Origin of the sequence: Streptomyces sp. NPDC047081, assembly GCF_040643775.1 — a bacterium.
In the GTDB taxonomy this organism is placed as follows: domain Bacteria; phylum Actinomycetota; class Actinomycetes; order Streptomycetales; family Streptomycetaceae; genus Streptomyces.
The window spans coordinates 1-23,790 of the sequence record NZ_JBEYUY010000011.1; the positions used below are offsets into that span (position 1 = coordinate 1).

A 23,790-nucleotide genomic window follows, 5' to 3' on the forward strand; every position below is an offset into this window, starting at 1 on the left:
GACAAACAAGCCCTCGATCAAGTAGACATGAACAAGGTCAGGACCTGGGGAATTACGTGACGCCGGGCCCGGGGAATTACGTGATCGTTCACACAGGCCTTCCGCACCGTGCATCTCACCAGTTCAGGCGGTTGATGGAAGGCCTTAGCGTCAGGAGTTGCCGACCTCGGGCGCGCTCAGGGTCAGGATCTCGCCGAGGGCGATGTAGGTCTGCAGGAAGATGAAGCGGGCCTCGTCGATGGTGACCTCAGCGTGAGTGCCTGCAGAGCACCGGCCATAGAGATCGAACAGGGTCCGACGCAGTCGGTCCCTGCGGCTCTTGGATGCCCCGCAGGCGTGGGTGTGTGCTTGGAGCCGGTTCAGCACCTGCTGCGGTCCGACCTTCAGGTCGACTTCGTCCCCGATCTTGTACGGCTCGTCCCGGGCCGGGAACACATAGTCCGCAGAGGAATCGATCAACCGGCGGCAGGTGGTGAGGGCCTGGCTGACAGACTCAGGGTCACCGTCCCGGAGACGGTCAGAGATGCGCTCGATCTTTTCGAGCGCAGTCCCGCTCGCCACCGCCAACGACCCGTCGACCCTCTCTTGGGCGTCCGCGAACAGACTTGCCTGAAGCTCGCTGAACAGAAGCTCGTGGTAGATCTCGGTAACCATGTCATAGACAGTCGCGACGACTTGCCCGAAGATCCCAGTCCACGTGCTGAGGGAGGCTGAGGAATGAAGGATCCGCTCATCATGGGCTCGCGACGCAACTAGGGCCATGTCGCCCGAATAGTTGCCCCCGCCGCGCATGGCGTCGATGGCCTGCTGCGCGGACTCGACCTGGGCCTCCACCTTCGCGATCGACTGGGTGTAAAATGTCTCCTTCTCCCGGTCGGCCCAGCGGCCCGCCCGTTCGATCCACGCCAGCGCCGAACCGTCGGTTGGGTACCCGTTGCGCTCGAACCCGAGGAACTCCGTCAACTCGGTGTGCCCGACCAGTCGGGCGAGCCTGCTCGCCTTCAGGACGACCTCGGACGCCTTCAACCGCTTGAGCTCAATGTCGGCCAAGAGCTCGTCCGCAACACGGATCGCTTCTTCCTGTCGCCCCACTGCTGACCACCCGTCTGCTCGAACTCTGCTGGTAGCAGTCGTACCACGCGGGTCCGACACTTCTGTGCCGATTATTCAGTGGCCACGAGAGCTCCGATCGGTCCGTGCTCTCCCAGAACGAGGTCCTTCGTCACCGCCGGCCTGCTGACGCGGACGCTCCCCTCTGGCGAGGTCCAGAGTCATCGAGTTGCGCAACGAGCGGGAGTCGACCAAGCATCCGTACTCCCTGTCGCGAACAGCCGTCCTCACAAGGCTCGTTGGCCGCACTCAGGCATCCAAGCCCGCGAGGCGGGCAAGGGTCAGGACTGCGCGGTCCGGAACGCGAGATACCGACTGAAGGCTTCGTGGCTGTCGGGAGTGAAGCGCCACTCCAGCAGAGCCGACCGCACCTCTGGCTCCGTCAGCCAGCCATGCCAGGCGACCTCATCGGGATCGGCGGCCACGGTGTCCGGCACCACGGTTTCGTGAACGCCGAGCCAGTGAGGGCTCAAACCGCTGCGGTTGAGGAACGTGAACAGCAAGCGCGGCAGCACATGAAGGCCCAGCTCTTCCGCCAGCTCCCGCCCGGCAGCCCGTTCATAGGACTCGCCCACGTCCACGGCGCCACCGATCACGACCTCATAGAGTCCGGGGAAGCGCGAGAGCTGCTCCGACCGCCGGTGGACGAGGATCCGTCCATGCTCATCACGACACACCGTCACGGCGACCCGATGCAGCCAGCCCTCCCGGATGGCCTGCCGGCGGCTGACCACCACCCCCAGCACACGATCTTGATCGTCGACACGCTCCACCAGTTCATCCACGACGGACACCCTGGCAGAGCCCACCGACAACGCCGCTTCCCGGCGACTCGCAGAACCGGACCAAGAGCACCTGCGTAAGGAGGCCGGACCCGGATGACGACAGTTGTCATGCAAATGCGACACCTATCGTGCTGTCCGGTCCCAGATAACTGTGGGCAGGGCGAGGTTCTGACGTGCGGTGCCTACGGTTGGGTGGGACGAGCTTCCCTCCTCCGTCCCACCCAACCGTAGGCAGCCGCCCACCTGACCAGACTCGTCCCTGCGCTCAGCCCACGGCCTACGGATGGTCAATCTGCTCTGCCAAGGCCTTGAGTTGGCGATTCAGCCGGGATGCGTCGAGAGGGGTGCGACTGTCTTCTTGTGGAAGGCGGCGCTGGAACTCGCAACGAAACCGGTCGAGATCACGGCTGTCATTGGAGAGCGCGAGTCGCCGTAGATGGGGGCAGCAGAAGATCGAGATGATCTCGACGACTTCGGGGTAGTCGGCCGCCAGCAGCGCCAGAAGCCGCTCGTGATAGTCGTCGGCCCGCTGGAGGTGCTCCAAGCGCCGGTTCCGGTCGCTGATGTGGTAGTGGCGCCCTGCCAGATAGCGCCAGAGCTTTCCTCCGTAGGTGTAGCACCGTGCGACGGGGACCGGGCCATGCCGCTGCATGAGCCAGTAGTGGCGTCGCTGTGCTCGGGCGATCTCCGGCAGCCCGGAGACGTCGAATTGGTAGCGGGCAGACTCCGTCGCGATGGTGAGCCAGAGCTGGTGGCGAAGGCAGACGTGGTCATGGGCCGCGGACATCCATGCCATGACGGGTGTGTTCCGGTTCCCGGTTCTCGCGGCGGCGCAACGTCGGCAAGCCTGCCGGGGCTTGAAGCCCATGCCACGTGCAGGCGCGGGGCCGCCGACAGCGTCGTCGGCCCGACTCCGGGCTTCGGGCATGGCGGCGATCAGGCGGTCGCGGGGCTGGCCACTGATCAGACTGAGCCGGTCCAGCTCGTCCAAGCCGGATCCAAGCCAGAGGGACGGGTCGAGGAGCCGTGGGACGGGCACCTGGTTGATCTGGGAGAGCCGGTAGAGATAGGACTTTTCGGTCTCGCCTGGGAACGGGGCGATCGGCCGGGGCAGGGGCCTGACGATGCGGAAGACGGTGGCTGTGCTCATCCCGCTGCCCGTCGCGAGTGGGCCGATGGGCGGGCTGCGGACTCGCTGTTGTGGTCGATGCGGACGCTGTCGACGGTGGTGCGGGTGATGCGTTCGTTGCCGTCAAGGATCGCGGAGATGGCTGCGGCCCGGACGAGGTGGGAGAGGCTGCCGATCATGCCTCCGGTGCGCTGGTGGAGATACTTCGAGTGTCTGACCAGCGTGCCCGCCTCGTGCCGGTGCAGGCGGAGGGTGCCTTCCATGGTGGCGATCAGAGACCGCCACTCGGCGTTGAGCCGGAACGGGCCGGTGCGGATGAGGATGCAGCGGCCGGCGAGCTGGCTGCCGCGGATACCGGTGAACAGGCCGGACTGCTCCACGTTGATTCCGGCATAGACGAACGTGGCCGGCAGGTGCTCGGTGAAGTACTTCAGGTGGTCGGAGAGGTCCTCCCCGGCGCTGGTGGCGTGGTTCATCAGGTGGATCTCGTCGACCAGGACCAGGTCCGTGCGGGCCTCGATGAGCACCTGGCAGACCGCGCTGGTGATGTCGATCGTGTTGTGCCGGGGACCGATGACGGGCAGCCCGAGGAAACGGGCGAACTCCATGGCCAGCTTGCGCGGGGAGCCCTTGGGAGGAGCCGTGAGGTAGATGACCGGGATGCGGTCACTGCCGGGATAGCGCTGCCGGACGCGCAGTTCGTGGAGGCGGCCGAGCTGTTTGAGCGCGGTCGTCTTCCCGGTCGTCCACTCTCCCGAGACGATCATGCCGCGACGTGCGCCGTGCTCGCGCTGGTTGAGCAGGGTCAGGAGCCTGCCCTGGTGGGCGATCTCCTTGACCACGGAGGTGCGTACGACCTGAAGCTCGGAGTGGTAGGCGATGCGGGTCTCGTCATAGCTGTCCCGCATTGCCGGGGACAGGGCCCGCCATTGCTGCTCGGGTAGCAGGTTGAAGACGGCCGGGTCTGCCTCGACGAACCGGCGCCAGCCCTCCAGCCGGGTGGAGGGATCGGTCCGCTCCTCCGGAAGGTCCCCGGGATCGTCCTCGCCTGGCTCGGCGGCGTTCACCACCACTTCTCGGCCTCCTTGCGTGCGTCGAAGATCTCCAAGGGGACGACCTCGGCGAGCTCGTCCTCCTCGTCCGCCGGGACGGTGGCGGGCGGTTCCTGGGCGGGCTCGGGAGCTGGCCTCGGCCAGGCCGGAGCAGACGTCGCTCGTGTGCGGGCGGCGACCTTTCGGTCCCGGCGGTCCTGACGCGACGCATGGGGCGGCGTTGTGGGAGCTTCTCCCGGGCCGTCGGCGGCGCGGTCCAGCAGCGCGACGGCGGCCCGGGCGATCTCGTCCTCGGTCACCGGATCGGTGCCCCGCTGGGCCAGGACGCGACGGGCATGGTCCCAGGCCAGCTCACCCATCGGCATCGGGGCAGTGCGAAGGTGCCGCCAGATCGCAGTAATCCAGCCACCCTCGCGGTGGTTGCGCACCCAGACGCGGGAGATGTCGTAGGGGTCGTAGTGGACCTCCCAGCTCCGCCCGTCCGGGCCGGCGCCGGACGGCTGACGGCGCAACGGGTTCAACTCCACGCTGTCGTAGGTGCGATGGTTGATGCGAAGGCCGTAGGAGTTGATCGTCCGCCAGTGCCGCGGCAGCAGCTCGATGTACTCCTCCGGGCCCAGCGCGACCGGGACGTGCCCGGCCGCCGCGACCAGCGCCGCGTACTTCTCGTTCGGACTCAACGCCTTGCCGGGCATCAGCGGGTCTCGCAGCCCCTCGTGCGGCCGGTTCTGCCAGTGGACGATCCACTCCTGCAACAACTCCTGGAGCTGGTGGATCGTCCAGACCGCCTCCGCCGCTGGATCGGTGCCGCGGTGTTCGGTGCTGCGTCCCTTGTGACCAGGAACGTGTTGAACGAACATCGTGGCGACCGAGCCCAGCGTCTTCTCGATATGCGGCTTGTCCGTCGGGGTGTCGGGGTGAGCGGGCTGGAAGGAGATGCCCAGCGACTGGCAGGCCGAGCGGAACGTGTCGGAGATATAGGCCTTGCCCCGGTCACAGACGATCATCTCCGGCGTGATCACAGGGACGGCCGCCGCCTGAGCCAGCCGCTCGTCCAGCGCCATGAGCGAGGCGTGGGGCAGCACCGAACGGGACATCCGCAGCGCGTCCGCCCAGCCCGGACGCATCGGCTCCGGCGTCATCGCCCGCGCCAGCAAGAGCGCAGCATCCACCGCCTTCGTCGACGGCCGCAGCACCGCCGCGGCCAGCGTGCGCGTCGCGATGTCCACGATTCCGGTGAGCTCGACGGTGTCCACCGTGCCGTCGTCGTGAACGACCAGCACATCCACCGGAGTCGAATCGATCTCCATCACCTCGCCCGGCCGGGCCGCGGTCAGCTGCCCGAACATGCCCTCCGGCTGCTTGGCCAGCGAACGCCGAGTGCGGGCCGAACCCAGCGTGTGACGGCCGGAACTGACCGCCTTCAGCAGCCGATAGAACGCCGTGCGCGACGGCAGCGGCACCACTCCCGTCCCGTGCTCAGCGTCCAACAAGCGCTCCATCCGGCGCCGCAGCACCTGCGCGGAGACCGTGGAACGGCCCGTCTGCTCCTCCACGACCTTGCGCAGGGCCTCAACCACCCGCCGGTCGGCGCGGCCCGTCCCGTCCGAGACGGCGCGCAGCCGCGGGTCGACCAGCCCCAGCAGCCCCTCGTCCTCGAAACGGCGCCGCATCCGCTGGATCAGCGCCAGAGACGTGGCATGCCCGGTCGCGGCCAGTTCGGCAGCTTTGGCCAGCTCCCGCTGACGCAGCGACCTCACCGCCGGGTCGTACTCGGACCGCACCGGCCCCTGCGGATCATCCAGAGGACGGCCCGTGAGCATCTCCACCAGGTGCCGCTGCCACCACTCGGCCCGCTCCACCACCTTCGCCGGAAGCCCCTCCAGCACCCCGGCCGCCGGCACCACCGTCCGCACCGAGGCGGGCGTGACCACCTCGAAGCCGTTCGAGGACAGCAGATGGGCCAGCATCACCACGCTCGCCGACCGGCCCTCGTCGACCAGCCGGACCGCCGTTCCCTCCAGCGCAGCCACCGTGTGCAGACGCCCGTCGAAGCGGACCACATCACCCGCTCGCAACAACCGCGGACGCATCGGCATCCCCGCCTCCTTCCTGCACCGTCCCGAGCCGGACCCGCGAGTGAGCCGACAACAGACCGGCCTCCAGATCCACCGCCAGCACCCGGCGCCAGAGCAGGTGGAACAACACCGGCAGCACCGCGATCTGATCACCCACCCGCAGAGCCCCGGCCAGCAATCCGCAGCCGTCGGCGAACACCTCCGCCAGGCGCGCGGCGACCTCCGGGCGGTGCACCCGCGGATGCCGATAGCCGGACAGCCACCGCACGTTCGCCATCAGCACACCGTCCGGCGTCCCCACCCGCGCAAAGTCCCAGCCCACCGACCGGCAGGCCGCCGCCGTCACGGCGAACTTCACCGCGTCATCCGGCCCGATCCGCTTGTCCGGACGCACGTCCACCACCAGGGCCGTGCCGTCGGCGCGGCGGACGAAGAAGTCCGGTGTGTGCCGCATCCGCTTCCCATCGGATCCGGCCCAGGACAGCCGGAAGGGCTGCGAGGCCATGCCCGTCACCAGCGGGTCGAAGTCGAGCAGCATCAGGTGGTCACGCTCCAGCCACGACTCATAGCCCACGTGCCCGCCGCAGGTCGCTGACCAGTACCAGCCGCACCAGTTGTCCTGACCCCGGAAAGCCGGGAACCGACGCTCGGGTCGTACCAACTCGAACGGGACCGACCACAGGCGCCCCAAAGACCCCCGCTCACGAACCCCGGCCGCGCTGACGTACTCCAGCTCGACGTCTTCCGCCGACACCTCGCGCACATCCATCTGGGCCTCCGGTACGACGCCGACCAGCCACTTCGACCGTAGAAGTGCCGTGACCGCCGTGCCTACACAAGACCGGAACTCCCCAGAACTTGCCTACACATGACCGGGACCCAGCCGTACATGCCTACAGAAGGGCGGGACTGCCCACACATCGCAGAGACAGGACACGTGCTCAGGCTCAGCTCCCTCCGAGTGGTGTGGCGCACTATTGCAAGCGGGTGCTTGCAATAGTTAGCGCGGGTGGGGCACAGTGGAGGCATGGCATCGCTCAACGTCGGCAATCTCGGTGAGTATCTGCGTGAACAGCGGCGCACCGCGCAGCTGTCGCTCAGGCAGCTCGCCGATGCCGCCGGGGTGTCCAATCCGTATCTGAGCCAGATCGAGCGCGGGCTGCGCAAGCCGAGCGCGGAGGTGTTGCAGCAGGTCGCCAAGGCCCTGCGGATCTCCGCCGAGACGCTGTACGTCCGCGCCGGCATCCTCGACGCCGAGCGGGACCGGGACGAGGTCGAGACGCGCGCCGTCATCCTCGCCGATCCCACGCTGAACGAGCGGCAGAAGCAGGTGCTGCTCCAGATCTACGAGTCGTTCCGCAAGGAGAACGGCTTCGGGATCGACACGGCGACCGATACCGCGGGGGACCTGGCCGACGCCGTCCGCGTCCCCGGTGTGGTCGACGCGGTGGCCGTCGCCGACGCCGGCCCGTCCGGCGACGGTGCGACCGAGGCTCAGCCGCATGAAGCTCAGCCGCGCGGCACAGGCGACACGGTCGACACCCCTGAGCGCCGTACCCGCAAGACCCGCACGGCCGGCGGGCGCAAGTCCGCCGCGCGCCGTACCCGCACGTCCGACGGCAGCGACGCCGAACCGCACGACCCGCAGCAGCCCACCGGTTGAGCAGGCCGCACCGGCTGCCCGCGGGAACCAAAACCCTCAGCTGAAAGCTATCCGGGAGGACCATCACCATGGCCATCACCGACGACCTCCGCAAGACCCTCAGCGACCCGACGCCGCTCTACTTCGCCGCCGGCACCGCCGACCTGGCCTTCCAGCAGGCCAAGAAGGTGCCCGGCCTCGTGGAGCAGCTGCGCGCCGAGGCCCCGGCCCGTATCGAGGCCGTCCGCAACACCGACCCGAAGGCCTACCAGGAGAAGGCCCAGGCCCGTGCCAAGGAGGCCGGCGCCAAGGTCAAGGAGACGCAGGAGACCCTGCAGACCAAGGTCACCGAGTTCATCACGAACATCGACGGCGACCTCAAGAAGCTCGGCGCCACCATCGACGCCGACCTGAAGAAGTTCGGCGAGTCCGCCCAGGACTTCGCGCTGCGCGGCGTCGGCGTCGCCGCCGAGTACGCCGTCAAGGCCCGGGAGACCTACGAGAAGGTCGCCGAGCACGGCGAGCAGGCCGTGAAGACCTGGCGCGGCGAGGCCGCCGAAGAGATCGAGGAGCTGGCCGTCGCCGTCGAGCCGAAGGCCGAGCCGGTCGAGGTCAAGGACGAGCCCGCGAAGCCCGCCGAGGCCAAGGCCGCCCCCGCCCCGGCGAAGAAGCCGGCCCCCGCCAAGAAGGCGCCGGCCCGCAAGACCACCGCGAAGAAGACCACGCCGCCCGCCAAGTGACACGAACGGGTGATGGGGGACGGGCCGGGCACTCTCACGGTGCCCGGCCCGTTCTCGGTGTAGCGGGTCTGCTCGAACGGGTACGGTGACCGCGTAAGGACAAGCCGAGTCTGGTGGTGGACGTTGTGCTGATGCAGGGATTCGCAGGGTTCATGTGGCTGCTGAGCATCGCCCTGATCCTTTTCAGCAGCTTCGCACTGATCGACGCCGCGACGCGCCGTGAGGACGGCTACCGCGCGACCGGCAAGCAGACCAAGCCGTTCTGGCTGATCATCCTCGGCCTGGCCTTCATCGTGAACCTGATCTTCAACATCCTGTCGTTCCTGCCGATCATCGGCCTGGTCGCGACCATCGTGTACATGGTGGACGTCAGGCCGGCCCTCAGAGGCCTCCCGGGCGGCGGCCGCAACAACAGGCGGGGTTCAAGCAGCGACGGCCCGTACGGCCCGTACAACGGCGGACGGTGAGGCAAGAACCCCCTGGCGGGAGCGCCCCGATAGGGGCGCGGGGCTGTGTCTATATGCGGCTCAGCCGCGTGGGCGCGACCAGCCACAACCAGCCCGCAGCCGGCCTACGACCGAACAGCCCACGGCGAGTCCCCGCTCAGGGCTCCCGGTCCAACAGCAACACGGCCACGTCGTCCGTCAGCTCACCGCCATTCATCTCCCGCACCTCATTGACGGCCGCCCGCAACAACGCCTCCCCCCGCAGCCCCTCACCCAGCTGCCGCCGGACCATCTCCACCATCCCGTCCTGCCCCAGCCGCTCCATCCCCACCCCGACCCGCCCCTCGATCAGCCCGTCGGTATAGAGCATCAGGCTCCACTCCCGCCCCAGCTCCACCTGCATCCGAGGCCACCGAGCCCCGGGCAGCAGCCCAAGCGCGGGCCCGTTGTTGTCGTAAGGCAGCAGCTTCGCCGGCCGCCCCGGCCGGGCGATCAACGGCGAGGGATGCCCGGCGAGGCACAGCCCCGCCCGGCGCCCGTCCGGCGCGATATCCACCGTGCACAGCGTCGCGAAGATCTCGTCGTCGGCCCGCTCATGCTCCAGCACCTGCTGCAAGGTGCCCAGCAACTCATCGCCGCACAGCCCCGCAAGCGTCAGCGCCCGCCACGCGATCCGCAGCTCGACACCCAGCGCGGCCTCGTCCGGCCCGTGCCCGCACACGTCGCCGATCATGGCGTGCACGGTCCCGTCCGGCGTCCGTACGACGTCGTAGAAGTCCCCGCCGAGCAGCGCCCGCGAGCGCCCCGGCCGGTAGCGCGCGGCGAACCGCAGCGGCGACCCGTCCAGCAGCGGCGTGGGCAGCAGCCCGCGCTCCAGGCGCCGGTTCTCCTGCGCCCGCACCCGGCCCTCCGCGAGCCGCCGCTCCGCCGTGTCGGAACGTTTCCGCTCCACCGCGTAACGGATCGCCCGGCTCAGTAGCCGCCCGTCCAGTTCGTCCCGGAAGAGATAGTCCTGCGCGCCCACGCGCACCGCCTCCGCGCCGCGCTCGGCGTCGCCGGAGGGGGCGAGGGCGAGTACGGCGTGCCGGGGCGCGAGCTCCAGCACGTGCTTGAGCACGGCGAGCTCGTCCCCGTCGGCGCCCGCCCGCCCCGGCGCCGGCAGCGCGAGGTCGAGCAGGATGCAGTGGACGTCGTCGGTCAGCAGCCGCTCCGCCTCCGTGAGGTTGCGGGCGGTGCGCACGCGGATCGGCCGGCCGGCCGAGTCGTGCAGTTCGGGCACGACCGTGGAGCCGCCGGGATCGTCCTCGATCAGCAGCAGCGTCAGCTGGGTGGGGGCGGCGTTGGTTTCGACCGTGGCTTCCTTGCTCGGGGCCGCTTCCTTGGAGGTGCCGCCTCGGTGGGCGGCCGGCGCCTGACCGCTCTCCGCGGCCGGGACTGCTCTCTGCCGCGGTATGGGTGCGGGCATCGTCTTGAGTTCCTTCCCTCCCCCCGAGGGCGCGGCGGAGCGAGGGTCTCGATCCACCGACGGGGACCATAGCGGTTGTCGGCGGGCCAGCGGAATGGTGTGAGCCACGTCGCCCGCACACCGGCCACTGTCATATGCCGCGTTCCGTAACGCAGTTGGACAGGGTGCCCCACCAGCGGGGATGACGAAGGTCACGTCCACGGGGGGTTTGGGAGCCGTCGGACGTGCGCTGGGTCACGTGGCCGCGGTCACGAACCCGGCGTGTCCGAGAGGCAATGCCTACGAACCCCGGATACCCGGAGCCCGAACGCTCACGCGTCCGGTCGTACCACCCCGAGGATCGGCATCGAGCCCGCGCCCGCGATCGACACCGTGCGTCCCGGCCGCGGGGCGTTCACCATCGCGCCGTCGCCGATGTACATGCCGACATGGCTGGCGTCGTCGAAGTAGATGATGAGGTCGCCGGGGCGCATGTCCTTGATGTCGATGTGCTTGAGCTGCTTCCACTGCTCCTGCGAGGTGCGCGGAATGGGCCGGCCGGCGCTCGCCCAGGCCTGCGAGGTCAGCCCCGAGCAGTCGTACGAGTCGGGGCCCTCGGCGCCCCAGACGTACGGCTTTCCTATCTGCTTGGTCGCGAACTCGACCGCCTTCTTGCCCTGCTCGGAGGCCTTGCCCTTGATCTCGTCGAGGATCCCGGAGTCGAGCCAGGCCGTCTGCGCCTTGAGGGCCTCCTCCTGCTCCAGCTCGGCGAGGCGCTCCTTCTCCTTCGCCTCCAGCTGGGACTCCAGCTTCTCGGCCGCCGCGATCTGCTTCTTGATCTTCTTGCGGGCGGCGTCCTTGGCCTTGCGGCCCGCCTCCAGCTGCTTCCACTGCTCCGCGGCGTCCGCGGCGTACTGCTTCAAGTCCTGCTGGGTCTGCGTCATTTCGGCGATCAGGCCCTTGGTCGCCCGCTCGCCCTGCATGACCCGTCCCGCCCCGTCGAGGAACTCCTGCGGGTCGTCGCTGAGCAGCAGCTGCGCCTCGTCGGGCAGTCCGCCGGTGCGGTACTGGGCGGCGGCCGCGGCGCCCGCGCGCTTCTTCAGCTCGTCCAGCTTCTGCTGGCCCTTGACGATCTCCTTGGCCAGCCCGACGATCGCGGCGGACTGCTGCTTGGAGCGCTCCTCGGCCGCGTTGTACGAGTCGGTGGCGACGGCCGCGTCGTGGTACAGCTTGTCCAGTTTGTCGCGTACGGCCTCAAGGTCCTTGTTGGGCGCGGGAGTCGACGACGCCGAAGCCGAGGGCGTGGGGTCCGGGCTCGCGAACGCCGTGCCCGGTGCGGCCAGCACCGTGATCGCGCAGACCACCGTCACGGCCGTCGCGACCAGTCCGCGCTTGCCCGTGCCCATACGGCTCCCCCAACCTGATTTACCGTCAGTAACTTACGGACGCCTGGGGGATCGTGCCACGCCGACGCGCAAAACGACAGAGCCAGTCGGAATTCGGACTTCCCCTCTCGCCACCGCCGCAAGCCACCGAAAGACGATCTCCCCGCCTTTGTGACGAACGACTCACGGAGATCGTTCCCCGCAGGTCAGGGCGCGTGGGCGCGGTCAGCCGCGGGGCGCCAACGCCTCCCAGGCCACGGTGACTTCACCCTGTCGCCAGCGCACCGGGCCGTCCGTCACCGGCCAGTTCGCCGTCAGGTCGCGCACCGCCCGCTGCCAGCGCTGGCGGGCGCCGTACGAGGCGTAGGGCGCGGCGGCGGCCCACGCGCGGTCGAAGTCGCGGAGGAAGGCGTGCACAGGTTCGCCGGGGACGTTGCGGTGGATGAGGGCCTTCGGGAGGCGCTCGGCGAGGTCGGAGGGGCGGTCCAGGGAGCCGAGCCGGGTCGCGAAGGTGACCGTGCGCGGGCCCTCGGGGCCGAGCGCCACCCATACGTGCCGGCGCCCGATCTCGTCGCAGGTGCCCTCGACGAGCAGCCCGCCCGGCGCGAGCCGCGCGCACAGCCGCGCCCAGACCTCGGCGACCTCGCCCTCGTCGTACTGCCGCAGCACATTGGCGGCCCGGATCAGCAACGGCCGCCGCGGGACGGGGATCTCGAAGCCGCCGTGCCGGAACTCCAGCCCCTCCCGCTCGTACGGCTTCGCCGCCGCGACCCGCGCGGGCTCGATCTCCACGCCGACGACACGCGCGCGTGGAGCGACGGTACGCAGGCGTTGCAGCAGCTCCACCGCCGTCCAGGGGGCGGCGCCGTACCCGAGGTCGACGGCCACGGGGTCGGCGGCGCGGCGCAGTTCGGCGCCGTGCGCGGCCGCGATCCAGCGGTCCATGCGGCGCAGCCGGTTCGGGTTGGTGGTCCCGCGCGTGACCGTGCCCACGGGGCGTGGGGCGGCGCGCGATGTCATACGTACGAGGGTAAGCGGGCGGCCGTGGGGGACCCGCACCTCGTCCGGGGCGGCCGTGAGAGCCCCGCACCTCACCCGCAGGCCGCTACGCACACCACCCTCGAACGGTTGAGCGACCCTCGGTAATGTCTCGGCAAAAATCATCCCGCCCGGAATGGGAACCCGTCCCTCCGCTGTTGCACTCCCTTGGAGGGCGCCCCACACCCTCCCTCAGGCATGCCCGCAGCAAGGAGGACCGCCACGTGAGCCAGTACGTCAGCAGGCTCGGTCGGCGCTCCCAGGCCACGCCCCACCGGCTGCGCCTGCCGCACCGCCGCCCGCGCCGCGTCGCCATGCTCTCCGTGCACACCTCACCGCTCCACCAGCCGGGCACCGGCGACGCGGGCGGCATGAACGTCTACATCGTCGAGCTCGCCCAGCGCCTCGCCGCGATCAACATCGAGGTCGAGATCTTCACCCGCGCGACCACGGCCGCCCTCCCGCCGAAGGTCGAGATGGCCCCCGGCGTCCTGGTCCGCCACGTCGACGCCGGCCCCTACGAGGGCCTCGCCAAGGAGGACCTCCCCGCCCAGCTCTGCGCCTTCACGCACGGCGTGATGCAGGCCTGGGCCGGCCACCGCCCCGGCTACTACGACCTGGTCCACTCGCACTACTGGCTCTCCGGCCACGTCGGCTGGCTCGCCGCCCAGCGCTGGGGCGTCCCCCTCGTGCACGCCATGCACACCATGGCCAAGGTCAAGAACGCCAACCTCGCCGACGGAGACACCCCCGAGCCCGCCGCCCGCGTCATCGGCGAGACCCAGATCGTCGCCGCCGCCGACCGCCTCATCGCGAACACCTCCGAGGAGGCCGACGAGCTCGTACGGCACTACTGCGCCGATCCCGGCAAGGTCGCCGTCGTCCACCCGGGCGTCAACCTCGACCGTTTCCGCCCGGCAGACGGCCGCGCCGCCGCCCGCGCCCGCCTCGACCTCCCGCAGGACGCGCTGATCCCCCTCTTCGCGGGCCGCATCCAGCCCCTGAAGGCCCCGGACGTGCTCCTCCGAGCGGTCGCCGTCCTCCTCGACGAGCGCCCCGAGCTGCGCTCCCGCATGGTCGTCCCGATCGTCGGCGGCCCCAGCGGCAGCGGCCTCGCCAAGCCCGAGGGCCTGCAGAAGCTCGCCGCCCGCCTCGGCATCGCGGACGTCGTCCGCTTCCGCCCGCCGGTCGGCCAGGACCAGCTCGCCGACTGGTTCCGGGCCGCCTCCGTGCTGGTCATGCCGTCCTACAGCGAGTCCTTCGGCCTGGTCGCCATAGAGGCCCAGGCGGCCGGTACGCCGGTGCTCGCGGCCTCGGTGGGCGGGCTGCCGGTCGCCGTCCGCGACGGACGGACCGGTTATCTCGTACGAGGTCACGATCCCGCCGAGTACGCGCGCGTGCTGGGCGCCTTCGCCGACGAGCCACACCTCACGGACCGCCTCGGCGCGGCCGCCGCCCGGCACGCGCAGTGCTTCGGCTGGGACACCGCGGCCGCCGCGACGGCGGACGTCTACACGGCCGCGATGCAGTCGTACCGGCGTCGCGTACGCTCCCACCATGGCTGATGTGCAGAAGGTCATCGAGGGGGTTCTGAAGGACGCCGAGCTGGAGTGGGAGAGCCCCGCGCCCGGCAACTACGTCGTCCAGCTCCCCGGCACCCGCAAGCTGAAGACGACCCTCTCGCTCCTCGTCGGCCGCCACTCCCTCTCGCTCAACGCCTTCGTCATCCGCCACCCCGACGAGAACGAGCCGGGCGTCCACCGCTGGCTCCTGGAGCGCAACCTCAAGCTGTACGGCGTGAGTTACGCGGTCGACCGGCTCGGCGACGTCTACGTCACCGGCAAGCTCCCGCTGACCGCCGTCACCGCCGACGAGATCGACCGCCTCCTCGGCCAGGTCCTGGAGGCGGCGGACGGCGCCTTCAACACCCTTCTGGAGCTGGGCTTCGCCTCCGCGATCCGCAAGGAGTACGAGTGGCGGATCGCGCGCGGGGAGTCGACGCGGAACCTCGAAGCGTTCACGCACCTGACCCAGCGCTCCGCTGACTGATCCCTGCACGACCCCTTCCTGGTCCGGTCCTTCCATGGCATGCTCACGGCCGACGCAGATCTGAACGTCGTTCACATCCATGAAAAGCCTGCGAAGCCGCATGGAAGGACGCACGGACATGACCAACGGGCATCTCACCAGACGGGCCCTGCTCGGCGGCGCCACGGCCGTGGCCCTCGGCGCGACGACCGGCACGGCACGGGCGACCACGGTCGAAGTCCCCTCCCTCTGGCGGGAGTTCACCCGCACCCCGTACACCCACCCGCAGATCCCGTACGTCGGCCGGGCCGGCTACCGCGGCGGAGCCCGCCGCTTCCCGCGCCACCGCGTCGTGGCCGACATCCGTGACCACGGAGCCGTGGCCGACGGCGTCACGGACTGCGCCCCCGCGATCAACCGTGCCGTCGCCGCTGCCGGAAGGGCCGGCGGCGGCACGGTCTCCATCCCGCCCGGCACCTTCCGCATCGACGGCCTGATCCAGGTCGGGTACGACAACGTGGTGCTGCGCGGCGCGGGCAGCGGCCGTACGACCCTGTACGCGACGAAGAACCTCACCGAGCTCATCGGCGTGTACGGCTCCCGTTACGGCGGCACCAAGTCGGCGTGGTCCTGGGCGGGCGGCCTGATCTGGCTGGCGCCGAGGGCGCGTTGGGACTCCCTGGTCGCGGCGATCAAGGCGCAGGCGTGGCCGTTCGAGGGGTGGACGGGCAACAAGCGGGACGAGTGGGAGCCGCTGACCGCGGTCGAGCCGGCACGCCAGGGCGACTGGACGGTGAAGGTCGCCGACCCCTCGCGCCTCCGCCCCGGCTCCCTGGTCCTGCTCCGCGTCTCGGACGACCCGACGCACACCCTCCTCCAGCACATGTCGGGCGGCGGCCCGGGCCCGGCCGCCTACTACTGGACCGACAAGACCAAGCTGCTGTCGTACGTCCCCTACGAATGGCCGGTGCGCATAGCGCGGATGCACGGCCGCACGATCGTCCTCGAACGCCCGCTGCCACTGGACCTACGCCCCGAGTGGAACCCCCAACTGACCACGCACGTACGTGAATTGACAGGTGCCGGCGTCGAAGGCCTGACCCTGGACGTGATGGAGACCCCTCAGTCGCCCCACCTCCTCGACAAGGGCTACAACGGGGTCGCGCTCCAATGCACGTACGACTGCTGGGTGGACGACGTCACGGTCCGCAACGTCGACAACGGCTTCGGCCTGGTCGCGGCCTCGTCCTGCACCCTGCGCGGCACGCGCGTGGGCGGCCGGGGCGAGCACCACCCGTACTTCTGCCGCGAGGGCTCGCACGACAACCTGATCGAGGACTTCACGATCGAGGAACGCACGGTCCCGGCCCCGTCCGACACCCAGCTCCACGGCATCAACGTCGAGGGCCTGTCCTCCTACAACGTCTGGTCGCGCGGCTCGATGGCGATGGGCACCTTCGACTCCCACCGCGGCCTGCCCTTCGCCAACGTCCGTACCGACATCACGGTGAACAACAACGGCCGCCACGGCGGCGACGCGAACGCCGGGCCCCTCTTCGGCGCCCGCTTCACCCACTGGAACATCCGCGTCACCAACGCCCGCGCGGGCCTGATGAAGATCGACGGCCTGGCCCCGTACTCCGCGACGGTGGGGGTGAACGCGGTCACGGACTTCGACCAGATCGACGTCCCGGACTTCACGGGCGACCTGCACTCCCGCCTGGAGCTGTACCCGACTACGGGTGTAGTACGGCCGCGGAACCTGTACGAGGCTCAGCGGGAGTTGTGACTCAGGGCCGGCGGAGGACGTCGTAACCGACGAAGTCGAACATGCGCTGCCCGGGCGGCAGCGGCCGGGGCTCCCCGCCGAACCGGTGGGCCCCGACGGCCTGTTTGACGGCGGGCTCGGACAACCACAGCCGCACGAAACCGCGTTCCTCCAGCCAGGAGCACACCCGCGGCACCAGGTCGGGGTCCTTCCTATTGCGCGTCCAGACGACCGTGCCGCCCGCGCGGCACAGCCGGGTGCAGTGGTCGAGGAGGCGTTCGACGTCGGCATCCGTGATGTTGCCGAGCACACCGCAGATCAGGACCAGGTCGGCCGGGGCGAGACCGGTGTAGTGGTCGGTCTCCGCCGCGTCCCCGGCGACGACCTCGACGCCCGGCAGACCGGCGGCCCGCGCGGTGCGTCTCGCCTCCGCCACGTTCCGCTCGTCCAACTCGACCAGCCGGGCGCGCACATCGTGCCGTCGCGGGTGCTCGGTGAGCGCTCCGATCAGGTCGTGGCCCTGGCCCGCGCAGACGCTGATGGCCGTGAGCGGCCCTGGTGGCGCGGTGTCGAGGGCCGCGCGGATGCGGTTCTGGACGGTCGCGAGGCGGTGTAGGAGAGGGGAGTCCGCTCGGGTGTACGTGTCGTGCCAGGCGTGCCAGTCCATGGCCGGACCCTATGGGGTGGGGCCGTCGCGGCGCCGCCGGTTTTCGCCCGCGTACCGGCCCGGCGTCACCCCCACCAACTTCCGGAAATGGCGCGTGAGATGGGACTGGTCGAAGAAGCCCGTCGCCGAGGCGACCGTGGTCGGGGGGAGGCCGTCCAGGAGGAGACGGCGGGCGCGGTCGACGCGGCGGGAGTTGAGGTACTGGTGCGGGGCTATGCCGTACGCCGTGCTGAACGCCCGTACCAGATGGGCCGGATGGGCGTGGACGAGGGCCGCGGCCTGGTCGAGGGTGAGGCCGTCCGTGATGTGCTCGTCGAGGAGTTCGCGGAGGCTGCGGGCGAGGACGGGGTCCGGGCGGGTGGGGACCGGGGTCGGGCGGGGGCGGAGGAGGGTGGTCAGGCGGTCGGAGATCAACGTCAGCCTGCTCTCCGCCTCCAGCTCGTCGCCCGCGTGCGCGAGCGCCGTGTGCAGCTGGGCGACCCTGCGGCGGAGGACCGGGTCGCGCAGGTCGGGGCCGTCGACCGCGGGGCCGATCAGGTCCTCGGCGAGGCGGGTGTCGTCGAGGTAGACGACCCGCTTGCGGAAGCCGTGCGGGGTGGCCGGCGCGCCGTTGTGCGGGATGTGCGGCGGGAGGAGGGTGACCGTGTCGTGCGGGGTGCCGTGCTCGTGCCGGTCGAGGTCGTACCGTACGGCCCCGTCGTCCACGATCAGCAGCGTCCAAGCCTCGTGCACGTGCATCGGATACGCGTACTCCGTGAAGTGCGCGTGGAAGACCTCCACGACACCGGGGATCCGGGGGCGCCAGGCGGAGACCTCCTGCTGGGGACGCTGACCGGCCATGCAAAGAACGTACAAGACGAGGTCGTACGACGCCCGGCAGTCTCGCGGTATGAGTGACGCACCCGAAGCCCCCGTCCGTTTCGACACCAAGATCGCCGTCCTGCTGCGCGAGGACCTGGAGCCCTGGCAGCGCCTGAACGTCACCGCGTTCCTGGTCAGCGGCCTGGGCAGCCAGGTCCCCGAGGTGATCGGGGAGCCCTACGAGGACGCGGACGGCGTCCGGTACCTGCCGATGTTCCGGCAGCCGGTGCTGGTCTTCGAGGGTACGAAGGAGACGCTGACCGCGGCCCACGCGCGCGTGCTCTCCCGTTCCCTCCCGCGCGCGGTGTTCACCTCCGACCTGTTCGCGACGGGCAACGACCGCGACAACCGGGCGGCCGTGCGGGCCGTCGGGACGGACGAGCTGGACCTGGTGGGGATCGCCGTGTACGGGCCGAAGAACGCCGTGGACAAGGTGATCAAGGGGGCGCGGATGCATCCGTGACGGCGGCCGTGAGGTGTCGGTGACCATGACCGCGACCGAATCTGCACAGTGAATGCGCAACCGGCCGACGGGCGGGGTCCGTTGGTGCGGAGTTGTCCTGTTCGCGTCCGCCTTGGCAACAGCTGTAGGCCTGCTGTGCGGCGCCGCGTGTAGAGAAGCCGGCACCAACTCGTGTGCACACCACCACGGTTCGGTCGCCGCTCCGACCAACCGCCCCCTCCGGCACGGCTCCGGACTGGCTGCCCGGCACGCCGCGTGGTTTGATCCGTCGCACCGCGGCCCGCCGTCTGTCCCCCCACTCAGCGCGGCCGCTCCCCCCATCTGGAACACCGCGCGAAGGGCAGTTTCGTCATGAACTCCGCTCCCCAGCTCCACACCGTCGAGATCTCCGACGCCGAGCTCGACACCGTCGCCGGCGGCGTGAGCCCCTCGATCTCCGTCACCGCCGGCTCGACGACGCTCAGCAGCGACGCCCTCCTGGCCCAGGTCGACTCCGTCAAGGCCACGGCCCTGGGCACCCTCGGCGCCCTGCCGCACGAGGTCGGCGTGCACGTCAGCATCTGATTCCGGCGTCAGCATCTGATTCCGGCGCAGCCACGGCAGCGGGCCCTCCACCGAAGGAGAAGTTCGGTGGAGGGCCCGTCGCCGTAGTGCCGTAACCGGCTGTGATCAGGTGGCCATCTCGGTCCTGGCGGCCGGTACGGCCTGTTCCGCGACCGGCGCCGCGTCCGGCAGCCGCCGCATCAGGACCCCGTACCCCACCGCCGCCACCGTCCCGACCACCGCGCACGTCCCCCACAGCCACTCCGCGCCGAACCGGTCGATGACGAAGCCGGACATCAGCGGGGCGACCAGCGCGGCGACGGACCAGGAGAGCGTGTACATGCCCTGGTAGCGGCCGCGCCCGTGCACGGGGGAGAGGCGGACGACGAGCCCGGTCTGCGTCGGCGCGTTGATCATCTCGCCGAGGGTCCAGACGCAGACGGTCAGGGCGAAGACGCCGACCGACCCGGCGAAGGCGGTGAGCCCGAAGCCGTATCCCGCGAGGAGCGCCGAGACGACCAGCAGCCGCCGCGGGTCCCGGTGCTCGATGAAGCGCGTGACGGGGATCTGCAGCGCGACGATCAGTACGCCGTTGACGGCGATCGCCGTGCCGTAGTCGGCCGGCGTGAACCCGGCGTCGCCCATCGCGACCGGCAGCCCGACCGAGCCCTGCTGGAAGACGAGCGCGATGAGGAAGGACAGGCCGACGACGCTCATGTAGCGCCCGTCGCGCAGCACGGTCCCGAGCCCGACCCGCTGCTCCGCCGCCTTCTCGACGGCCGTGCGCTGCGGCCGCGACTCGGGCAGCTTCAGGAACACGACCAGGGCGCATACGGCGGTCATGCCGGCCTCGATCAGGAAGCCGGCGAGGTAGCTGTACTCGGCGATGAAGCCGGCGCCCGCCGAGGAGACGGCGAAGCCGAGGTTGATGGCCCAGTAGTTGAGCGAGAAGGCGCGTACGCGGTCCTCGGGCCGCACGATGTCGGCCATCATCGCCTGCACGGCGGGCCGGGAGGCGTTCGAGGCCATGCCGACCAGGAACGCGACGCCGGCGATGGCGACGGGGTCCTGCACGAAGCCGAGCAGCGCGACGCAGACGGCGGTGGAGGACTGGGCGATGACGAGGGTGGGCCGCCGCCCGAGCCGGTCGGTCATGACCCCGGCGCCGATGGACGAGACGACGCCCCCGAGCCCGTACAGCGAGGCGACGAGACCGGCGTAGGAGGCGGAGTACCCGCGATCCAGCGTCAGATACAGGGCCATGAAGGTGGCGACGAAGGCACCGAGGCGGTTGACGAGGGTGCTGGTCCACAGCCACCAGAAGGCCCGGGGCAGCCCGGAGACGGTCTCGCGGGCGGCGCGTCTGAGACTGGCTGTGGACATGGAGGACCCCCGGAGTGGTAAGCGGCAGACGCGGCAGGCACAACTTACGAACGGGCGGTCGTCCCTGACCACCGAATTAGCAGATGCCGTCAATCGTCCGGGTGCTGGGCGGGCCCGCCGCGGGGGTGAATGCGTGGATTACGCTCTGACCCATGGCCGACGCACCGTACAAGCTGATCCTCCTCCGCCACGGCGAGAGCGAGTGGAACGCGAAGAACCTGTTCACCGGTTGGGTGGACGTGAACCTGAACGAGAAGGGCGAGAAGGAGGCAGTCCGCGGTGGCGAGCTCCTGAAGGACGCCGACCTTCTCCCCGACGTGGTCCACACGTCCCTCCAGAAGCGCGCGATCCGCACGGCGCAGCTGTCGCTGGAGGCCGCGGACCGCCACTGGATCCCGGTCCACCGCTCGTGGCGCCTGAACGAGCGCCACTACGGCGCCCTGCAGGGCAAGGACAAGGCGCAGACCCTCGCGGAGTTCGGCGAGGAGCAGTTCATGCTGTGGCGCCGCTCGTACGACACCCCGCCCCCGCCGCTGCCGGACGACTCGGAGTTCTCCCAGGCGACCGACCCCCGCTACGCGTCGATCCCCCCGGAGCTGCGCCCCCGCACGGAGTGCCTGAAGGACGTCGTCGCCCGCATGCTCCCGTACTGGTACGACGGCATCGTCCCGGACCTCCTGTCCGGCCGCACGGTCCTGGTCGCGGCCCACGGCAACAGCCTCCGCGCCCTGGTCAAGCACCTGGACGGCATCTCGGACGCGGACATCGCGGGCCTGAACATCCCGACGGGCATCCCGCTGTACTACGAACTGGACGCCGACTTCAAGCCGGTGACGGCGGGGGGCCGGTATCTGGACCCGGAGGCGGCTGCGGCGGCTATTGAGGCGGTCAAGAACCAGGGCAAGAAGAAGTAGAGCTTGTGATCATGCCTCCCACCTGCGCATACGGCGCGGGCGGGAGGCATTTTCGCGCCTTGGAGCCTCTCTCGAACCTCAACCACCGTGATGTCGCGGAAGCATCCCTCTCACGGCCGGGTTCCGGCATACGAGGTGACCGGGGCCCGTACCCCGAACCACTGCTCGGCGGCGAACTCCTCGAAGCGTTCCAGCTCGATGAACCCCAGCTTCTCCGCGAGGCGGATTGAGCGGGTGTTGGCGGACTGGGTGCAGAGGACCACCGGCTCGGTGGGGGACGTGTCGGCGAACCAGTCGAGTACGGCCGCGCATGCCTCGGCGGCGTATCCGTGTCCCCACGCCTGAGGCAGCAGCATGTAGCCGAGCTCAGCCTCCCCGCCGTCCGGTCGGACATGCCCCGGACGCTCCGCGTCGCGCCGGTCGAGGCTCACCGTGCCGATCATCTCCCCGTCGAGGTCGATCACGAACACACCGGGGCGCCGCCCGGGCACCTCGGGCACGGCGCGCTCGAGATCGTCACGCGGCCGTGGCCCGCCGAGGTAGGCACCCACCTCCGGCGAGGCGAACAGCTCGATGTACGCCGCCCGGTCCCGTGCCTCGGACTCCCGGAGCACGAGCCTTTCCGTCTTGATCGGGGCGGGCGGCCAGGCGACCGGGCCGAGTTCACTCATGGCGGGCAACCTACCGGGCGGTGGTGAGGGTGATCAGAGATGATGGGGGATCTCGGCTACGGCAGGAAGACCCACGTGTAGACGGAGCCTGCTAGGGCCACCGCGACGCTCAGATACATCACCCACTTGGTGAAGTCCTGGCCGAGGTACACCGGTGAGGCCGCCCTGCTCTCGAGCTCCCGCTGGTGCAGCCGGAGTTTCTCCGTTCCCAGCGCATCGGCGAGACGGTCCTGGAGTTCGGCCACGGCATCGGCCGCGAGCGCTGCCGATCGGTGGCACAGGGCGATGGCCAGCGTCTCGCGCTCCCCCTCGGTCATCGGCACACGATCCCACCACCGGGAGCCCATCCACAACGCCGTCCATGAGTCCTCATTTCCGGGGCGGGGAATTCCGAGTTCCGGAAAGTCGGTCAATTTTGTGGTGGGGGGCGGCGTCGACAGGGGGTGGTGCGGGGTGTAAGCCAGGAGGCAGCCCATTTCCTTGGGGGAGGATTCTTCATGCGGTATGTGTGTTCGTTCGTTCCCGCTCATGTGTTGGATCACATCGCGCAGGTCCACGCGCGCGAAGGACTCGACCCGACCGATGCCCAGCGGTCCGCCGTCGTGTCCGAGCAATTCCGCAGGGCCCGGCTCCAGGCCCCCGTGCTCGCGCCCAACTCGCCCGCCCCGCCCGAGATTCACGAGCTGCGGGAAGGTCTGGTCGCGGGGATACAGATCCCCAAGCCCGGTACCGCAGGCGTCATCGTCTACGACGATCTCAACCAGTGGAAGTACAACGTCAAGGCCGTCCGCGGCGAGGGCGACCCCGCCGTCCCGGGGCAGAACGCGAACGACGCCTACGACCACATGCACAAGGTCCTGGCGTACTACCGGGAAAAGCTCGGACGTAATTCCCTCGACAATTCCGGGCTGAACGTCATCGCCAACGTCAATTACGGCGTCGGATTCGACAACGCCTTCTTCGACCCGGCCGCCCTCCTCATGGTTTTCGGCAACGGCAGCAATGTCGTCTTCCGCGACCTCACCGCCGACATCGACGTCGCCGCCCACGAACTCACCCACGGCGTCACCCAGTTCACCAGCGCCCTGAACTACACGAACGACCAGAGCGGCGCCCTCAACGAGTCCTTCAGCGACATGCTCGGCTCGGCGATCGACGCCTGGGTCAACGGCAAGGACGCCGACACCCACGACTGGCTCATCGGCGACGACATCATGGCCCCGAAGCTGACCGGCGAGGCCCTGCGCAACATGGCGGAACCGGGGACGGCGTACGACAACCCGGTCATGGGGCGCGACCCCCAACCGCGCGACATGAGCGGCTACTTCCAGCCCGCCGACCCGCACCTGATGTCGGGCATCACCAACCGCTGGTTCTATCTCGTCTGCCGCGAGATCGGCATCGACGAGGGCACCCTGATCATGTACCAGACGCTGCAGAACCTCTGGCCCACGGCCAAGTTCAAGGACGCGGCGTCGGTCGCGGCGGCCCAGGCCTCCATCCTCGCCACCAACAAGAAGGTCTCCCGCGAGGCCCCCCAGGTGGTACGCGCCGCGGCCCGCCAGCAGGGCATTTGGTGACAGCCAAGAGCCCAGAGCCGACAGCCCCCTGACCCGCCATGGGTGGGGGGCTGCTCGGCGTCA

The 23,790-nt window shown here is 69.9% G+C and carries 24 protein-coding genes; 10 read left to right on the forward strand and 14 right to left on the reverse strand.

Annotation, left to right across the window (positions count from 1 at the left end; genetic code table 11):
* Positions 1–150 precede the first annotated feature (150 nt).
* From ABZ848_RS21760 to ABZ848_RS21785, 6 genes are all read right to left on the reverse strand, one after another.
* Positions 151–1,092, reverse strand: coding sequence for a hypothetical protein (locus tag ABZ848_RS21760; RefSeq protein ID WP_360834159.1), 942 nt, complete (start codon positions 1,090–1,092; stop codon positions 151–153).
* Between the two features lie 299 nt (positions 1,093–1,391).
* On the reverse strand, positions 1,392–1,904 hold the full coding sequence (locus ABZ848_RS21765) for an NUDIX domain-containing protein (protein WP_335935298.1): 513 nt from the start codon (positions 1,902–1,904) through the stop codon (positions 1,392–1,394).
* 268 nt (positions 1,905–2,172) lie between these two features.
* On the reverse strand, positions 2,173–3,045 hold the full coding sequence (locus ABZ848_RS21770) for a TniQ family protein (protein ID WP_360834162.1): 873 nt from the start codon (positions 3,043–3,045) through the stop codon (positions 2,173–2,175).
* A complete protein-coding gene (locus tag ABZ848_RS21775; RefSeq protein ID WP_360834164.1) occupies positions 3,042–4,097 on the reverse strand; it encodes an ATP-binding protein in 1,056 nt (351 codons plus the stop codon). Before ABZ848_RS21775 ends, ABZ848_RS21770 begins: the two co-directional genes overlap by 4 nt.
* Positions 4,088–6,175, reverse strand: a complete 2,088-nt coding sequence (locus ABZ848_RS21780) for a transposase (protein WP_360834166.1) — start codon at positions 6,173–6,175, stop codon at positions 4,088–4,090. The genes ABZ848_RS21775 and ABZ848_RS21780 overlap by 10 nt, the downstream gene beginning before the upstream one ends.
* The gene (locus ABZ848_RS21785; RefSeq protein WP_360834168.1) at positions 6,141–6,923 is read right to left on the reverse strand and encodes a TnsA-like heteromeric transposase endonuclease subunit; all 783 of its coding nucleotides are present in this window, start codon (positions 6,921–6,923) and stop codon (positions 6,141–6,143) included. The genes ABZ848_RS21780 and ABZ848_RS21785 overlap by 35 nt, the downstream gene beginning before the upstream one ends.
* A 258-nt stretch (positions 6,924–7,181) precedes the next feature.
* Here ABZ848_RS21785 and ABZ848_RS21790 point away from each other — a divergent pair, with 258 nt between their 5' ends.
* The 3 genes from ABZ848_RS21790 to ABZ848_RS21800 all read left to right on the forward strand — a co-directional run bounded on the left by ABZ848_RS21790 (position 7,182) and on the right by ABZ848_RS21800 (position 9,003).
* On the forward strand, positions 7,182–7,817 hold the full coding sequence (locus ABZ848_RS21790; protein WP_360834170.1) for a helix-turn-helix transcriptional regulator: 636 nt from the start codon (positions 7,182–7,184) through the stop codon (positions 7,815–7,817).
* Between the two features lie 68 nt (positions 7,818–7,885).
* Positions 7,886–8,536 carry a hypothetical protein gene (locus ABZ848_RS21795; protein ID WP_360834172.1) on the forward strand — a complete coding sequence of 217 codons (651 nt, stop codon included), beginning with the start codon at positions 7,886–7,888 and terminating at the stop codon, positions 8,534–8,536.
* 131 nt (positions 8,537–8,667) lie between these two features.
* Positions 8,668–9,003: a DUF2516 family protein gene (locus ABZ848_RS21800; protein ID WP_360834174.1), complete on the forward strand. Its 336-nt coding sequence runs from the start codon at positions 8,668–8,670 to the stop codon at positions 9,001–9,003.
* A 136-nt stretch (positions 9,004–9,139) separates the two neighbouring features.
* Here the strand turns inward: ABZ848_RS21800 and ABZ848_RS21805 are convergent, their stop codons facing one another.
* The 3 genes from ABZ848_RS21805 to ABZ848_RS21815 form a co-directional block, all read right to left on the reverse strand.
* Positions 9,140–10,447 carry a SpoIIE family protein phosphatase gene (locus ABZ848_RS21805; protein WP_360834176.1) on the reverse strand — a complete coding sequence of 436 codons (1,308 nt, stop codon included), beginning with the start codon at positions 10,445–10,447 and terminating at the stop codon, positions 9,140–9,142.
* A gap of 311 nt (positions 10,448–10,758) precedes the next feature.
* Positions 10,759–11,832 (reverse strand): NlpC/P60 family protein, encoded by a 1,074-nt coding sequence (locus ABZ848_RS21810; protein WP_360834178.1) that lies wholly within the window; start codon positions 11,830–11,832, stop codon positions 10,759–10,761.
* A gap of 204 nt (positions 11,833–12,036) precedes the next feature.
* Positions 12,037–12,831 (reverse strand): class I SAM-dependent methyltransferase, encoded by a 795-nt coding sequence (locus ABZ848_RS21815; protein WP_360834180.1) that lies wholly within the window; start codon positions 12,829–12,831, stop codon positions 12,037–12,039.
* A 242-nt stretch (positions 12,832–13,073) separates the two neighbouring features.
* Here ABZ848_RS21815 and mshA point away from each other — a divergent pair, with 242 nt between their 5' ends.
* The 3 genes from mshA to ABZ848_RS21830 all read left to right on the forward strand — a co-directional run bounded on the left by mshA (position 13,074) and on the right by ABZ848_RS21830 (position 16,666).
* A complete protein-coding gene (mshA, locus tag ABZ848_RS21820) occupies positions 13,074–14,414 on the forward strand; it encodes a D-inositol-3-phosphate glycosyltransferase (protein ID WP_360834182.1) in 1,341 nt (446 codons plus the stop codon).
* Positions 14,407–14,898: a YbjN domain-containing protein gene (locus ABZ848_RS21825; RefSeq protein WP_360834183.1), complete on the forward strand. Its 492-nt coding sequence runs from the start codon at positions 14,407–14,409 to the stop codon at positions 14,896–14,898. The genes mshA and ABZ848_RS21825 overlap by 8 nt, the downstream gene beginning before the upstream one ends.
* A gap of 118 nt (positions 14,899–15,016) precedes the next feature.
* Positions 15,017–16,666, forward strand: a complete 1,650-nt coding sequence (locus ABZ848_RS21830; RefSeq protein ID WP_360834185.1) for a glycosyl hydrolase family 28-related protein — start codon at positions 15,017–15,019, stop codon at positions 16,664–16,666.
* A gap of 1 nt (position 16,667) precedes the next feature.
* On the opposite strand, the gene ABZ848_RS21835 is transcribed toward ABZ848_RS21830, so the two are convergent.
* Together ABZ848_RS21835 and ABZ848_RS21840 are read right to left on the reverse strand one after the other, a co-directional pair.
* Positions 16,668–17,312, reverse strand: a complete 645-nt coding sequence (locus ABZ848_RS21835) for a class I SAM-dependent methyltransferase (RefSeq protein ID WP_360834187.1) — start codon at positions 17,310–17,312, stop codon at positions 16,668–16,670.
* Positions 17,313–17,321: 9 nt separating this feature from the next.
* On the reverse strand, positions 17,322–18,152 hold the full coding sequence (locus ABZ848_RS21840; RefSeq protein WP_360834189.1) for an AraC family transcriptional regulator: 831 nt from the start codon (positions 18,150–18,152) through the stop codon (positions 17,322–17,324).
* A 49-nt stretch (positions 18,153–18,201) separates the two neighbouring features.
* On the opposite strand from ABZ848_RS21840, the gene ABZ848_RS21845 reads away from it, so the two are divergent.
* Together ABZ848_RS21845 and ABZ848_RS21850 are read left to right on the forward strand one after the other, a co-directional pair.
* Complete coding sequence (locus ABZ848_RS21845; RefSeq protein WP_360834191.1) at positions 18,202–18,636, forward strand: DUF2000 domain-containing protein; 435 nt, start codon at positions 18,202–18,204, stop codon at positions 18,634–18,636.
* A 351-nt stretch (positions 18,637–18,987) separates the two neighbouring features.
* Positions 18,988–19,200 (forward strand): hypothetical protein, encoded by a 213-nt coding sequence (locus tag ABZ848_RS21850; protein ID WP_360834193.1) that lies wholly within the window; start codon positions 18,988–18,990, stop codon positions 19,198–19,200.
* Positions 19,201–19,305: 105 nt separating this feature from the next.
* Here the strand turns inward: ABZ848_RS21850 and ABZ848_RS21855 are convergent, their stop codons facing one another.
* A complete protein-coding gene (locus ABZ848_RS21855) occupies positions 19,306–20,562 on the reverse strand; it encodes an MFS transporter (RefSeq protein ID WP_360834195.1) in 1,257 nt (418 codons plus the stop codon).
* 152 nt (positions 20,563–20,714) lie between these two features.
* Between ABZ848_RS21855 and ABZ848_RS21860 the strand changes: the two genes are divergently transcribed.
* Positions 20,715–21,476 (forward strand): phosphoglyceromutase, encoded by a 762-nt coding sequence (locus ABZ848_RS21860; RefSeq protein ID WP_360834197.1) that lies wholly within the window; start codon positions 20,715–20,717, stop codon positions 21,474–21,476.
* A 110-nt stretch (positions 21,477–21,586) separates the two neighbouring features.
* Here ABZ848_RS21860 and ABZ848_RS21865 read toward each other — a convergent pair whose 3' ends face one another.
* Together ABZ848_RS21865 and ABZ848_RS21870 are read right to left on the reverse strand one after the other, a co-directional pair.
* Entirely contained in the window at positions 21,587–22,147 is a 561-nt protein-coding gene (locus tag ABZ848_RS21865; RefSeq protein WP_360834199.1) for a GNAT family N-acetyltransferase, read from the reverse strand.
* Positions 22,148–22,203: 56 nt separating this feature from the next.
* The gene (locus tag ABZ848_RS21870) at positions 22,204–22,464 is read right to left on the reverse strand and encodes a hypothetical protein (protein ID WP_360834201.1); all 261 of its coding nucleotides are present in this window, start codon (positions 22,462–22,464) and stop codon (positions 22,204–22,206) included.
* A gap of 216 nt (positions 22,465–22,680) precedes the next feature.
* On the opposite strand from ABZ848_RS21870, the gene ABZ848_RS21875 reads away from it, so the two are divergent.
* Positions 22,681–23,727: a M4 family metallopeptidase gene (locus tag ABZ848_RS21875; protein WP_360834203.1), complete on the forward strand. Its 1,047-nt coding sequence runs from the start codon at positions 22,681–22,683 to the stop codon at positions 23,725–23,727.
* Positions 23,728–23,790 lie beyond the last annotated feature (63 nt).